Origin of the sequence: Streptomyces sp. NPDC090025, assembly GCF_044748125.1 — a bacterium.
In the GTDB taxonomy this organism is placed as follows: Bacteria; Actinomycetota; Actinomycetes; order Streptomycetales; family Streptomycetaceae; genus Streptomyces.
Genome location: NZ_JBIVFL010000004.1, coordinates 15,502 through 29,686, shown reverse-complemented (window position 1 = coordinate 29,686; position 14,185 = coordinate 15,502). Strand labels below are relative to the sequence as shown.

Sequence of the window (14,185 nt, the reverse complement as noted above, 5' to 3'; positions counted from 1 at the left end):
GAGGTTTCCTTTCCTTCCGGCACAGAAACGCGACCGGTGGGCGTCGCCGGTCACGTCAGCTCCCGCCCGCGGGTCTCCGGCAGACCGAGCAGCGCGAGCACCGCGAGGCCGTAGCCGACCGCGCCGAACACCAGCGCCCCGCCCACGCCCCAGCTCTCCGCCAGGAAGCCCACCAGGGTCGGGAACAGCGCGCCGATCGCGCGGCCCGTGTTGTAGGTGAGGCCCTGCCCGGTGCCGCGCACCGCCGTCGGGTACAGCTCGGCGAGGAACGAGCCGAAGCCGCTGAAGATCGCCGACATGCAGAAGCCGAGCGGGAAACCGAGCACCAGGAGGAGGCCGTTCGCGCCGTCCGGGATCCGGGTGTAGGCGAGCACCGCGACCGCCGAAAGGACCGCGAACAGCGCGATGTTCTTCTTCCTGCCGAGCCGGTCGGTGAGATGGCCGCCGGTCAGATAGCCGATGAAGGCGCCCGAGATGAGGAAGGTCAGATACCCGCCGGTGCCGACCACGGTCAGCCCGCGCTCGGTCTTCAGGAACGTCGGCACCCAGGTGGCGAGGGTGTAGTAGCCGCCCTGCACCCCGGTCGACAGCAGCACCGCGAAGAGCGTGGTGCGCAGCAGCGGCCCCTTGAAGACGGCCGTGAACGAGCCGCGGTCCGCGGTCGTCCGGCGCATCTCCTCGGCCCGCGGCGCGTCCTGGACGTGCCGCCGCACCCACACCACCAGGAGCGCGGGCAGCGCCCCGGTCCAGAACATCACCCGCCACGCGGTGTCGGCGTCCACGACCTGGAAGACCAGGGTGTAGACGATCACGGCGAGCGCCCAGCCCGCCGCCCACGCGCTCTGCACGCCGCCGAGGGTACGGCCCCGGTGCCGGGCGGAGGCGTACTCGGCGACCAGGATCGCGCCGACCGCCCACTCGCCGCCGAAGCCGAGGCCCTGCAGGGCCCGGAAGACCATCAGCGTCTCGTAGTTCGGGGCGAACCCGCACAGGACGGTGAACACGGCGTAGGTGACGACCGTCACCAGGAGCGCCTTCACCCGGCCGACCCGGTCGGCGAGGATCCCGGCGAGCGCGCCGCCGACGGCGGAGACCACCAGGGTGACCGTGGTCAGGAGCCCGGTCTGGCCCTTGTCGAGCTGGAAGTACGCGGTGATGGCCACCATCGAGAGCGGCAGCGTGAAGAAGTCGTAGGAGTCCAGGGCGTAGCCGCCGAAGGCGCCGCCGAACGCGCGGCGGCCCCGCGGGCCGAGTGCCCGCAGCCAGCCGAACAGGCCGTCGTCGTGGGGCTGTTCGCCGGTGCCGGGGCGCCGGGTCTGGGTCGTGCTCATCTGCACCTCGCAGGAGGAAGAGGAGGGTGCGGGAGAGACGTGCCGGGAGGTCGTGCGGCCGAGCGGTCGTGCCATGTGCCGAGCTGTCGTTCAATGTAGGGATCGTTCAACGATCCGACAAGCCTCATGACGGGACGTCCTACGAGCCCGCCCGCGCGCCGCCCGGCGGACCTTCTTGTCCGCCACCGCCCCGCTGCGGTTGACTCGGCCCTCGAACGGCGCACCCACCAGGGAACGAGGCACCATGGACCCGATCGGCGAACTCGCGGACGACCGCGTCCTGCTGGGCCGCACCAGCACGGCGGAGCGGGTCGCCGACATCCTGCGCACCCGGATCGCCGAAGGCTTCTTCCCGCCCGGCACCCGGCTCTCCGAGGAGAGCATCGGCGGCGCCCTCGGCGTCTCCCGCAACACCCTGCGCGAAGCGTTCCGGCTGCTCACCCACGAACGGCTGCTGGTCCACCAGCTCAACCGGGGTGTCTTCGTCCGGGTGCTCGCGGTCGACGATGTCGCCGACATCTACCGCACCCGGCGGCTGGTCGAATGCGCCGTCGTGCACGGCCTCGGCGAGCCGCCGTACGCCACCGACGGCCTCGCCGCCGCCGTCGCCGAGGGCGAGCGGGCCGCCGGGCGCGGCGACTGGCCCGGCGTGTCCACCGCCAACATCCACTTCCACCGCGAACTCGTCGCCCTGGCGGGCAGCGCCCGCACCGACGAGCTGATGCGCGGGGTCCTCGCCGAACTCCGCCTCGCCTTCCACCTCGTCGCCGACCCCCGCGGCCTCCACGAGCCCTACCTGCTGCGCAACCGGGAGATCCTGGCCGCCCTCACCGGCGGCGACCGGGCCCGCGCCGAGGCGCTGCTGGCCCGCTACCTCGACGACTCCAGGGCCCGGGTCGTGGACGTCTACGCGCGGACGGTCGACGCACCGGGGGAGTGAGCCCCGCCACAACGGCGGCCCGGCCCGCCGGCACGGTCGTATAAGCGCCGTTTCGACCGTTGTCAGTGCGAGGACCTACTCTGTGCACCGTGACTTCGCCTGCCTCGACGGACCTCGCTCCGCCCCAGCTCAGCGCGGGGCCGCGCCCCGCGCAGGGGCCGGCCGCCGACGAAGGGCTCGCGCGGCGGCTCCGCGCGCTCGCGTGCACCGCGCCGCTGCACGACCTCGACACCCGCAAGGCGAACCTCGCGGGCGAGTACTCGATCTACGCGATGGCCGAGGTCGCCCTCGCCGCGATCGACCTGGTCACCCTCACCATGGACTTCGACACCGGCGCCGACCACGAGCAGATCGTCGCCCGGCTGCTGCCCCGCGTCGCCGCCCAGGCCCCGGACCGCCCGGCCGCCGAGCACGAGCGGGTGGCCCGCTGGGTCCTGGAGAACCTGATCAACGTCGGCAGCGTGGACCGCGGCTTCCGCGCGGTCTACGGCACCTTCGGCGCCGACGGCGTCTACACCCGCCGCGACTACGACTTCAAGCTCATCGAAGAGGTCCCCGGCTACGGCGGCGGCATCTACCTGCGCACCACCGACGAGGCCGTCAACGTGCTGGTCGGCGCCCTCGACACCGACGTCACCAGCGCCCAGATCGCCGCCGAGGTGAAGCTGGAGGTCCTGATCAACCGGGGCCGCCTCGCCGACGCCCAGCTCGCCGCCGAACAGGCCCGCTACCGGACCGTGCAGTTCGCCGAGACCCTCCGCAAGACCCTGGAGGCCACCCGGCGCAACGTCCGCGCGGTCGACTGGCTCCAGACGGTCCCCGACATGATCGCCGAGGCCCTGGACCACGTCGCCGACCGCTACCGGCACGAGAACGCGATCCTCACCAACATCCGCAAGGCGCGCGACGAGGCCGAGGCGGGATCCGACGCCAAGACCGCCGAGCACAAGCGCCGCGCCGCCGAGCTCGTCGACATCGTCAAGGACTGCATCCGCCGCCACACCCAGCTCCAGTCCCGCCTCCTGGAGGCCGGACCGCTGTTCCGCGCCGAGCAGGACCGCCAGGCGTTCGCCGCGCCCACCGCGTACACCGGACTCGACCTGTACGGGCAGCTCGTCGCCCCGATCCTGCCGCTCCCGGTCGAGCGGGCCGCCCGGGTCACCGACGCCTTCTTCGCCCACGGCACCGGACTGCGCACCCCCGCCTCGGTCCGCGTCGGCGACCTCGTCGACCTGCTGCTCACCCCGCCCGTCGAGCGCCAGCACCTGGGCGCCGAGATGCCCGAGCCCGACCTGATCGCCACCCCCGACGACAGCCGCTTCACCGAGGAGCAGCTGGCCACCGCCCTCGACCTGCTCGACCTGGAGCACGACGCCCCGCGCCGCCTGTCCGGGCTGCTCGCCGAGGCCCGCCGCCGCGGCGGCCCCGCCGGTGGCACCGACCTCGCCTACCTGGTCGCCCTGCTCGCCGTGCACGCGGCCAGCCCGCCGGTCGGCACGGCCTACCGGCAGGGCGAGGAGCGGCTGCTCTTCGCCGTCGACGACGGCACCCCGCTCGACGACCCCGACTTCGGCGGCGCCGACCTCATCGTCGGCACCGCCCTGCTCGACGCCGTGGGCATGGCCGCCGACCGTACGGAGGCGTCATGACCGCCCCCGAGCAGCTGACCGGCACCCCGCCGAGCCCGCTCCCGGCCGACGCCCCCACCGTCCCCGCCCAGGACCCGGCCCCGGCGCCCGCAGCCGAGGCCCCCGGCCCCGCCCCGCGCCAGGACCGGGCGCCAGGGCCCCGCGTCGCCCACGTCACCATCGCGCCGCCGCCAGCCGAGCGGCAGCCCGTGTCCGTCCGGCCGATGGCACTGCCCAGGGCCCGCAAGCGGGCCCCCGAGAAGGCGCCCGCGATCCGGGCCGTCGCCGTCACCCCCGTACGCCTGCCGCTGGCCCCGCGCCCGCCCGCCCCGCCGTCCGCACCCGAGGAGCCCCAGCCGTGAGCGAACACCACGTCGAGCACACCGACGCGTGGAGCGAGCCGGAGGCCCCGCACGCCCCGGTCGCGCCCGCCGCGGTGACGCCCGCCGACGCGGCCGACGCCGCCCGGCTCGTCTCCTTCGGACTCCAGCCCAAGCTGCTGCCCGCCCGCGACGCCGAGTACGCCGACCTGCTCCGCCGCTACCGCGAGGACCCCGCCTTCGCCCGGCTCGCCGACGCCGTCGCCACCGGCCTCGGCCTCGTCGTCCTGGAGGTCTCCCCGCGCGCGGGCATGGCCGTCACCGCGGGTGAGGACTCCGTCTTCGCCGTCCGCATGGGCGACTACGCCCGGCGCGCCGCCCCCGACTCCGCCGACCGCTTCCTGCACGGCCTCGCCCACCTCGCCGTCGCCGCCATGGCCTTCCCGCGCCCCGAGGACCTCGCCGACGACGGCTACATCGGCCGCTTCACGGTCAACGGCGTCGACGGCTTCGTCCGCCAGGCATGCCGCCGCCTGGAGGAGCGCGCCGAGCAGCAGGGCGACAACACCGACCCGGCCACCGACGCGCCGGGACTGGAGGCCGCCTGGCGGGTCTACGCCCGCCGCAGCGCCACCGGCGCCACCAAGGACGCCCGCCGCCTCGCCGGATCCACCACCGGCATCGTCGGCAAGGCCGTCGCCTTCCTCACCGAGTCCGGCTTCCTCCAGCGCACCGGCGACGAGTCCGGCGGCTCCTACCGCACCACCGCCCGCTACCAGCTCCAGGTCCGCGACATGGCCGGCAGCGCCGCCCTCGCCGAGCTCCTGGAGCTCGGCGTCGTCCCCGTCAGCGACGGCTCCGCGACCCTCCTGCCGCCGCCCGAGGGCGACGACCTGGAGATCGCCGCCGACGCGGGCCTGCCCTTCCATGCCTGACCCGCCCGCCGCCCATGCCTGACCCGCCCGCCGCCCATGCCTGACCCGCCCGCCGCCCACGCCCGACCCGCACCACGCCGCCCCCCCCCAAGGCAGGCCAGTCCGAGCAGTCCGACCAGCACGAGAAGCACGAGAGTCCGCCGCATGTACGAGCTGTCCCGGGTCCGCCTCTACTCCATCGGACCGGCCGGTGCCCGCTACGCCGACACCGTCCTGGACCTGCGCGGGGTCGGCGCGCCGGTGCCCCGCCCGGCCCCCACCCAGGCGGAGTTCTTCGAGGACGAGCCGGTCGGCCCGCCGCGCCGCCCCGCACCCGCGGGCGTGCTCTTCCTGGAGAACGGCGGCGGCAAGTCCGTCCTGCTCAAGCTGATCTTCTCGGTGATGCTCCCCGGCCACCGCAACACCCTCGGCGGCGCCAGCTCCGGCGTGCTCCGCAAGTTCCTGCTCGCCGACGACTGCGGCCATGTCGCCCTGGAATGGCAGCACACCCTCACCGGCGAACTCGTCGTCGTCGGCAAGGTCAGCGAGTGGCGCGGCCGCCAGGTCTCCAACGACCCCCGCAAGTTCGCCGAAGCCTGGTACTCCTTCCGCCCCGGACCCGGCCTCAGCCTCGACAACCTGCCGGTCGCCGAGGCCACCACGGTCCGACCGGCCGCCGAGGGCGCGTCCGGCGCCACCGGCCGCCGCCGCACCATGAAGGGCTTCCGCGACGCGCTGACCGAGGCGGGCAAGGCGTACCCGCATCTGGAAGTGCTCTGGGAGGAGATCCACGACCGCTGGAACGAGCACCTCGGCGACCTCGGACTCGACCCCGAACTCTTCCGCTACCAGCGCGAGATGAACGCCGACGAGGGCGAGGCCGCCGGTCTCTTCGCGGTCAAGAAGGACTCCGACTTCACCGACCTGCTGCTGCGCGCCGTCACCGACACCCGGGACACCGACGGTCTCGCCGACCTGGTCAGCGGCTTCGGCAACAAGCTCGGCCGACGCGCCGAACTCACCGCCGAACGCGACTTCACCGCGGGCTCGGTCGACCTCCTCGGCCGGATCGTCGAGGCCGCCGGGACCCGCGCCCGGGCCCGCGACGTGCACGCCGGAGCCGAGCGCCGCACCCGCACCCTGGCCCGGCGGCTCGCCGCCCGCGCCACCGTGGAACGGGGCCGCACCGGCGAACTGGCCGAGCAGGTCACCGCCGCCGCGCACGCCGTCGCCGAAGCCGATGCCGGCCGCGCCACCAGCGCCCTGATCGCCGCCGAACTCGCCTACCGGCACGCCTCCCTCGCGCTCGCCGCCGCCGAGAAGGGCGCCGCCGCCCAGCGCCGCGAACTCACCGACGCCCGCACCCTGCACTCCGCCTGGCAGGCCGCCGAGTCGGTGCTCCGCCACCGCGCCGCGAGCGACCGCTCCACCCGGGTCGCCGCCGCCATCCGGGAGGCCGAGCGGGACGCCGCCCCGGCGCTCGCCGCCCGCGCCACCGCCGCCGCCGACCTGGTCCGCGCGCTCGCCGCCGCCGCCGAGGAGGGCGAGCGCCGGGCCGCCGAGGAGGAGGAGCGCTCCGCCGTCCTCCAGGAAGCCGGTGAGGCCGCCCACCGCGACGCCACCGCCGCCGCCACCGAGGCCCAGCGGGCCCGCAGCGAGTCCGGCCACCTGCGCCAGCGGCTCGCCGAGGTCGAGCAGGAGACCGCCGAGGCGGTCCGGGCCGGCTGGCTCGACGACACCGCGCCCGACGCCGACCCGGCCCGCGCCGCGCTCGCCGCCAGCGACGCCGAGAAGACCACCGTCGCCGCCTGGGACGCGGCCCGCGACGCCGGCCGCGCCACCACCGAGCGGGCCCGCGAGGCCGCCGCCGCCGAGTCCCGCGCCGAACTCGCCGCCGCCCGCGCCGCCGACGCCGCCGAGGCCGCCGAGCACGCCTACGACGCCGAGCGGCGCGCCGCCGAGGCACTCGCCGCCGACCCGCGGCTGGCCGAACTCCTCGGCCTGCCCGGCGCCGACCCGGCCCAGGGCTCCCCGCTGCCCGGCCAGCGCTCCGGCACCCCGGAACCCGCCGAAGCCACCGCACCGGACGCCGCGGCCGCCACCGAAGGCCCGCTCTCCGTCACCGACTTCGACCGCTCCGCCGACGAACTGCGCGGCCTGCTCGACCAGTCCATCGCCGCCGCCGAACGGCAGCTCTTCGACCTGCGCACCGCCGCCGCCGACGACAGCCGGATCCTCGGCGCGCTCGGCGACGGCGGCCTGCTGCCGCCGGGCCCCGACGTCCTCGCCACCGTCGAACACCTCGGCGAGCACGGCATCCCGGCCCTGCCCGGCTGGCGCTACCTCGCCCAGGCCGTCGACCCCGCCGACCACGCCGCCGTCCTCGCCGCCCGCCCCGAACTCGTCGACGGCGTCGTCATCACCGACCCCGTCTCGTACGGGCGGGCCCGCGAGGTCCTGGCCGGGGCCGCCCTGCTGCCCCGCTCCACCGTCGCCGTCGGCACCGCCGCCGCCCTGCTCGCCCCGGTGCCCGCGCCGGAGTCCGGCCAGGACGGCGACGTCTTCCTGGTGCCGCCGAACCCGGCCATGCACGACGAGGGCGCCGCCGACGAGGAGCGCCAGGCGCTGCGCGCCCGCGCCGCCGCCCGCGACGAGGACATCCGCACCCTCGCCGCCCGGCTCACCGGCGACCGCTCGCTCGCCGCCCGGATCGGCGCGTGGCGCGCCGACTGCCCGTTCGGCATGCTCACCGAGCTGGCCGCCGTCGCCGCCACCGCCCGCACCACCGCCGAGACCGCGGCCGCCGCGCTCGCCGAGGCCCGTACGGTACGGGCCGAGGCCGAGGAGGCCGCCGCCGACGCCACCCGGGTCCGCGACGAGCGCCAGGAGGCCGCCCAGCGCGCCCGCCGGGTCGCCGACGCGCTCGCCGGACTCGCCCACCGGCTGCGCGAGCGCGCCGCCTGGCAGGCCAAGCTCCGCGAACTCGCCGACGAGGCCGCCGAGTCCGAGGCCCGCGCACAGACCTGCCTGGAGCATGCCCGCGCCGCCGACGAGGACCGCCGGGCCGCCCAGCGCACCGCCGACGACGCCCACCGCACGGCCCGCGCGCTGCGCGCCGAGCGCGCCGAGATCGCCGGTGCCCCCGAGCAGTTGCCCGCCGCCGACCCCGACGCGCCGCGCGTCCCGCTGCCCGCCCTGCGCGAGGCGTACCGGGCCGCCTCCCAGGTGTACGAGAAGGTCGGCGTCGGCGCCGATCTGCGCGCCGAGCAGGCCCGCGCCGAGAGCGACGAGTCCGCCGCGCTCGCCGAGCTCGACCGGCTCACCAACAAGGTCCGGGCCCGCGCCGAACTGCTCCTGGAGTCCACCGACGGCGCCGACGGCCCGTCCCGGCAGGCCGCCGCGGCCCGCGCCGAGGCCCTGGTGCAGAAGCTGGAGACCCGGGCGTCCGAGGCCAGCGAGAAGCTGGGCCGGCTGCGCGGCGAGGCCGAGCGGCTCGCCCCCGAGGACGGCGCCGAGCACACCGAGCTGGCCGACGACCTGGTCCCGGCCGACGCCGACCAGGCCCAGACCCTGCTGCGTACCGCCACCGGTGAACTCGCCGCCCGCACCGCCGCCCTGGAGGCCGCCCGCGCCGCCCACACCGGGCTGCTGGGGGCCCACCGGGCCGCCGAGGACGCGGCGGGCGGCTTCGACGAGACCGCCGCCCTGCTGCGCGACCTGCTCCGCGACCACCCGGAGGAGGAGCCCGACGCGCCCGAGCCGTACGCGGGCCCGCTCGCCGAGGCCCGCACCTCCGCCGCTGAGGCCCGCCGCTCGCTGCGCGGCTGCGCCGCCGACCTGTCGGGCGCCGACGCCGCCGTCCGCGAGGCCGGGGACATCCTGGTCCGGCACGCCAACGCGACCCGCTTCGAGCAGGTCCGCACCCCGGCCCGGCAGCAGATCCGCGAACTGCCCGCCGCCGCGCTGCCGGAGCACGCCGCCAAGTGGGCCGAGGCGTTCGCGCCCCGGCTGCGGGTGCTCACCGACGAACTGGCGCAGCTGGAGCGCAACCGCGACTCGATCGTGGCCCGGCTGCGCGGTCTGGTGGAGTCCGCGCTGACCACGCTGCGTTCGGCGCAGCGGCTGTCCCGGCTGCCCGAGGGCCTGGGGGAGTGGTCGGGGCAGGAGTTCCTGCGGATCCGCTTCGAGGAGCCCGACCAGGCGACGCTGACCGAGCGGCTCGGCGAGGTCGTCGACGAGGCCACCCGCGCCGCCGTGAAGAAGAACTCCGACCTGCGCAGGGACGGCATGTCACTGCTGCTCCGCGGCGTCCAGGCCGCCCTCGAACCGCGCGGCATCGCGGTCGAGATCCTCAAGCCGGACGCGGTGCTGCGCGCCGAGCGGGTGCCGGTCGGTCAGATGGGCGACGTGTTCTCCGGCGGCCAGCTGCTCACCGCCGCCATCGCCCTGTACTGCACGATGGCCGCGCTGCGCTCCCACGACCGGGGCCGCGACAAGCACCGGCACGCGGGCACCCTGTTCCTCGACAACCCGATCGGCCGCGCCAACGCCACGTACCTGCTCGAACTCCAGCGGGCCGTGTCGGACGCGCTCGGTGTCCAGCTGCTCTACACCACGGGCCTGTTCGACACCACGGCGCTCGCCGAGTTCCCCCTGGTCATCCGGCTGCGCAACGACGCGGACCTGCGCGCCGGCCTGAAGTACATCAGCGTCGAGGAGCACCTGCGGCCCGGTCTGCCGCAGCCGAGCGCCGAGGGCGAGACCGTGCACGGCGAGATCACCGCGACCCGGATGTTCCGCCGGAGCGCGCTGCCCGCGCAGCACACCGCCGCCGCGGCCGACGCCCCCACGGCGCCCACGGCGCCCACGGTGCCCATGGCAGCCACGGCTGAGGCCGGGGAGGCCGCGGAGGCATGAGACGGCGACCGGCCCGGCCCCCTCGTACGGGGGACCGGGCCGGTCGAGTGCGTACGTACCGCCGCGCCGTCGCGCTCCGGCTCAGGCCGCCTCGGACAGCGCCGCGCCGTCCTTGCCGTGCCGCTCGTGCCGCGAACCGCGCGCCACGCTGCTCGGCTGCGACACCACACCGTGGCGCTGGCGCCACACCTGACGGGTGATCCACACGTCGAGCACGCTCCAGGTGGCGACCACGGTGCTGGCGACGGCGGTGACCGTGAGCGGGAAGGCGAGCCAGGAGCCGGTGACGGAACACAGGAACGCGACCATGCCCTGGATCAGCGTCACCGAGGTGATGAGCAACGCCCGTACCGCCGCCCTCCGCACCGGATCGGGCATCCGCCGACGGCCCCGGTCGTCGTCCACCCACAACTGCCGCACCGGCCGCGCCTCGCGTCCCATCGCGCCCTCACTCCCCACCACAGACGTCTCCAGGGTGGCTGCCCGTCTTGCGTCGCTTTACACGGACACAACCCGCCCCGGTACAGAATGACGCACGCGGGAGGACAAAGGTTTCGCCGGGTCCCGGTAGGACCGATTCCGGAACGTCCAGTTCCAGCCATCCCCGTTCCGGTGATAACCCCCGTTCCGTCAGGTGTCCTGCACCACACTGGCGGAACCCAACTCCCCGAATACCGGGACATCTCATGATCAACACTCACTCGACCGGCTGAAAATCGCCCGAGTGCGTCTTAGGGATGGCCGTGATGCAGTAGTAGGCTCGCGCCGCCGTTTGTTGAAGCTGAAGGTTGACGCCGCGTGTTGACACCGGGGCGCACCGACGTGAAGGACCTCCGTGGCCGCGGAGGCCGAGCTGGGGGAGGCCATGCGCTTTCGCGGGAAGTCCATCCGCAGGAAGATCGTGGCCCTGTTGCTCGTGCCGCTCGTCTCCCTCACCGCCCTCTGGGGCTTCGCCACCGTCCTCACCGGACGCGAGGCGCGCCAGCTCCTCGACGTCCGCTACATCGTCGACAAGGTCGGCTACCCCGTCGAGGACACCGCGCGCGTCATCCAGCAGGAGCGCCGCCAGTCCCTCGTCTACCTCGCCGACCCGCGCGCCGCCGACGCGCTCACCGACCTGCGCGAGCAACGCGAGGCCACCGACCGGCAGATCACCGTCATCCGCCGCAACGCCGCCGACACCGGCGTGCGCGGCGAGATGAACCCGGTCACCGCCCAGCGGCTCGGCTCACTGCTCACCGCCCTCGACGAACTCTCCGCGCTGCGCCGCTCCGTGGAGAACCGCGACATCGGCCGGATGCAGGCCCTGGAGTTCTACAACCGCCTCGTCGACCCCTGCTACAGCTTCCTCATGACGCTCCACGCCCTGGAGAACGTCGAGATGGACAAGCAGGGCCGCGCCCTCGTCGGCATCACCCGGGCCCGTGAACTCCTCTCCCGCGAGGACGCCCTCGTGGTCTCCGCGCTCGCCGCCGAACGCGTCACCGCCGAGGAGGTCCGCGCCGTCACCGACCTGGTCGCCGGACGCAAGCTCCTCTACGAGGCCAACCTGGAGATCCTGCCCGGCACCGAACGCGACCGCTTCGAGAAGTACTGGGGCGGCACCGAGACCCTGCCGCTGCGCAAGGCCGAGGAAGCCGTCATCACCGAGGGCGCCACCAACCGCCCGCGCGCCGCCACCGCCGCCCGCTGGGCCGAGCAGGCCACCCCGGTCCTCGACACCCTCGCCCAGGAGAACACCGCGGCCGGCGACCGCTACCAGGACCGCGTCCAGCCCGCCGCCTACAGCGTGCTGCTCAAGGCGGGCGTCGCCGGCATCCTCGGCTTCGTCGCCCTGCTCGTCTCCGTCGTCGTCTCGGTCCGGGTCGGCCGCGAACTCATCCGCGACCTGCGCCGCCTGCGCAAGGAGGCCCAGGAGGTCTCCGGCGTCCGGCTGCCCAGCGTGATGCGCCGCCTCGCCGCGGGCGAACACGTCGACGTCGAGACCGAGGTGCCCCACCTGCGGTACGAGGACGACGAGGTCGGCCAGGTCGGCCAGGCCCTCAACACCCTCCAGCGCGCCGCCGTCGAGGCCGCCGTCAAGCAGTCCGAGCTGCGCCGCGGCGTCTCCGAGGTCTTCGTCAACCTCGCCCGCCGCAACCAGGTGCTGCTGCACCGCCAGCTCACCCTCCTCGACACCATGGAACGCCGCACCGAGGACACCGAGGAGCTCGCCGACCTGTTCCGGCTCGACCACCTCACCACCCGCATGCGCCGGCACGCCGAGGGCCTGGTGATCCTCTCCGGCGCCGCGCCCTCCCGGCAGTGGCGCAAGCCCGTCCAGCTGATGGACGTGGTCCGGGCGGCCGTCGCCGAGGTCGAGGACTACGAGCGGATCGAGGTCCGGCGGCTGCCCCGGCTCGGCGTCGGCGGCCCCGCCGTCGCCGACCTCACCCACCTCATCGCCGAACTCCTGGAGAACGCCACCGTGTTCTCCCCGCCGCACACCGCCGTGCAGGTGCTCGGCGAACGCGTCGCCAACGGCTTCACGCTGGAGATCCACGACCGCGGCCTCGGCATGAACCCCGACGCCCTGCTCGACGCCAACCTCCGGCTCGCCGAGACCCCCGAGTTCGAACTCTCCGACACCGACCGCCTCGGCCTGTTCGTGGTCAGCCGCCTCGCCCAGCGCCAGAACGTCCGCGTCTCGCTCCAGCCCTCCCCGTACGGCGGCACCACCGCCGTCGTCTTCCTCCCGGCCGCACTGCTCACCGACGCCCCCGAGACCCAGGGCGCGGGCTTCCGGCTCGACCGCAAGAGCACCGACCGGCCGCAGCCGGAGCGCCCGCACCTGGACCGGGTCGACCCGGCGGGCCGGACCGTCACCGGGCCCGAGGGCCTGCCGATCCGCCGCCCCGCGCTCACCAAGGTGCCCGACCCGGCGCTCGCGCCCGTACCGCCGCTCGTCGACGGACCGGTCGAGCTGGAGGCCCCGCTCGCCGACGACGGCCGCGGCCTGCTCGGTGGCGCGGGCGACCTGCTCGACACCGACAGCGAGCGCGGCGGCCTGTTCCGGGCCCGTGAGCACCGCCGCCGCGGCGACCAGCACCAGCAGGCCCAGGACCACGCCGGGGCCCGCTCCACCGACCGCCACGACCCGGACGACGACCGGCCGGTCCGCGCGGTGCCGCTGCCCCGCCGCCGCCCGCCGACGCTCGTCGTCGACCACGGCCGCCGCCTCGACGAGGACGGCCGCGCCCACCCCGGCACCGACGCGTCGGACCACGAACCGACCGCCCCAGGCCCCGCGCGCGACGCGGGCCCCGGCCCCGGCGGCCGTCCCGACGACACCATGGAGCTGGCCCGGGTGCGCACCACGCCCACCCTCGTCCCGGTCCCGCGCGCCGACGCGCCGCAGGACGACGAGACCCCGTTCGGCGGGCTGCCCCGCCGGGTCCGGCAGGCCAGCCTCGCGCCCCAGCTGCGGGCGACCGACGGCCGCGCCGACGACCGGCCCGCCACCGGCCGCCCGGACCGCACCGGCCGGACAGCTACGGCCCCGGCCGCCGCCGAACCCGACTCCTTCGAGCGCGACGCCGAGGAGGTGCGCAGCCGGATGGCCTCGATGCAGCGGGGCTGGCAGCGCGGCCGCGAGCAGAACGCCGAGACGCAAGCACCAGGAACGACACCCGAGGGGGACGGTCGATGACCGCACCGAACGCCGCAGCCCACAGCTCCGCCCAGGGCAACGGGGAGCTGAACTGGCTCCTCGACGAACTCGTCCAGCGGGTCGGCTCCATCCGCAAGGCCCTGGTGCTCTCCAGCGACGGCCTGCCCACCGGCGCCTCGCAGGACCTCACCCGTGAGGACGGTGAGCACCTCGCCGCCGTCGCCTCCGGCTTCCACAGCCTCGCCAAGGGCGTCGGCCGCCACTTCGAGGCGGGCAGGGTCCGGCAGACCGTGGTCGAGCTGGAGGACGCCTTCCTGTTCGTCACCGCCGCCGGTGACGGCAGCTGCCTGGCCGTGCTCGCCGACGCCGACTCGGACGTCGGCCAGGTCGCGTACGAGATGACCCTGATGGTCAAGCGGGTCGGCGCGCATCTCGCCACGGCGCCCAGGACCGGGCTGCCGGCCGGAGGATGAGGGAAGAGGGGGA

The 14,185-nt window shown here is 75.4% G+C and carries 9 protein-coding genes; 7 read left to right on the top strand and 2 right to left on the bottom strand.

What is annotated here, in order from left to right; translation table 11 throughout:
• Window positions 1–50: 50 nt before the first annotated feature.
• A complete protein-coding gene (locus tag ACIPXM_RS12695) occupies window positions 51–1,331 on the bottom strand; it encodes an MFS transporter (protein WP_401654843.1) in 1,281 nt (426 codons plus the stop codon).
• Window positions 1,332–1,575: 244 nt separating this feature from the next.
• On the opposite strand from ACIPXM_RS12695, the gene ACIPXM_RS12690 reads away from it, so the two are divergent.
• The 5 genes from ACIPXM_RS12690 (at window position 1,576) to ACIPXM_RS12670 (ending at window position 10,050) form a co-directional block, all read left to right on the top strand.
• Window positions 1,576–2,271 (top strand): GntR family transcriptional regulator, encoded by a 696-nt coding sequence (locus ACIPXM_RS12690; RefSeq protein WP_401654842.1) that lies wholly within the window; start codon window positions 1,576–1,578, stop codon window positions 2,269–2,271.
• A gap of 89 nt (window positions 2,272–2,360) precedes the next feature.
• On the top strand, window positions 2,361–3,920 hold the full coding sequence (locus ACIPXM_RS12685) for a hypothetical protein (protein ID WP_401654841.1): 1,560 nt from the start codon (window positions 2,361–2,363) through the stop codon (window positions 3,918–3,920).
• Entirely contained in the window at window positions 3,917–4,261 is a 345-nt protein-coding gene (locus ACIPXM_RS12680; RefSeq protein ID WP_401654840.1) for a hypothetical protein, read from the top strand. Before ACIPXM_RS12685 ends, ACIPXM_RS12680 begins: the two co-directional genes overlap by 4 nt.
• Window positions 4,258–5,154: a hypothetical protein gene (locus ACIPXM_RS12675; protein ID WP_401654838.1), complete on the top strand. Its 897-nt coding sequence runs from the start codon at window positions 4,258–4,260 to the stop codon at window positions 5,152–5,154. The genes ACIPXM_RS12680 and ACIPXM_RS12675 overlap by 4 nt, the downstream gene beginning before the upstream one ends.
• 144 nt (window positions 5,155–5,298) lie before the next feature.
• Complete coding sequence (locus tag ACIPXM_RS12670) at window positions 5,299–10,050, top strand: hypothetical protein (RefSeq protein WP_401654837.1); 4,752 nt, start codon at window positions 5,299–5,301, stop codon at window positions 10,048–10,050.
• 81 nt (window positions 10,051–10,131) lie between these two features.
• Here ACIPXM_RS12670 and ACIPXM_RS12665 read toward each other — a convergent pair whose 3' ends face one another.
• A complete protein-coding gene (locus ACIPXM_RS12665; protein WP_401654836.1) occupies window positions 10,132–10,491 on the bottom strand; it encodes a hypothetical protein in 360 nt (119 codons plus the stop codon).
• Window positions 10,492–10,915: 424 nt separating this feature from the next.
• Between ACIPXM_RS12665 and ACIPXM_RS12660 the strand changes: the two genes are divergently transcribed.
• Both ACIPXM_RS12660 and ACIPXM_RS12655 read left to right on the top strand, forming a co-directional pair.
• Entirely contained in the window at window positions 10,916–13,738 is a 2,823-nt protein-coding gene (locus ACIPXM_RS12660) for a nitrate- and nitrite sensing domain-containing protein (RefSeq protein ID WP_401655202.1), read from the top strand.
• Window positions 13,735–14,172 carry a roadblock/LC7 domain-containing protein gene (locus tag ACIPXM_RS12655; protein WP_401654835.1) on the top strand — a complete coding sequence of 146 codons (438 nt, stop codon included), beginning with the start codon at window positions 13,735–13,737 and terminating at the stop codon, window positions 14,170–14,172. The genes ACIPXM_RS12660 and ACIPXM_RS12655 overlap by 4 nt, the downstream gene beginning before the upstream one ends.
• Window positions 14,173–14,185 lie beyond the last annotated feature (13 nt).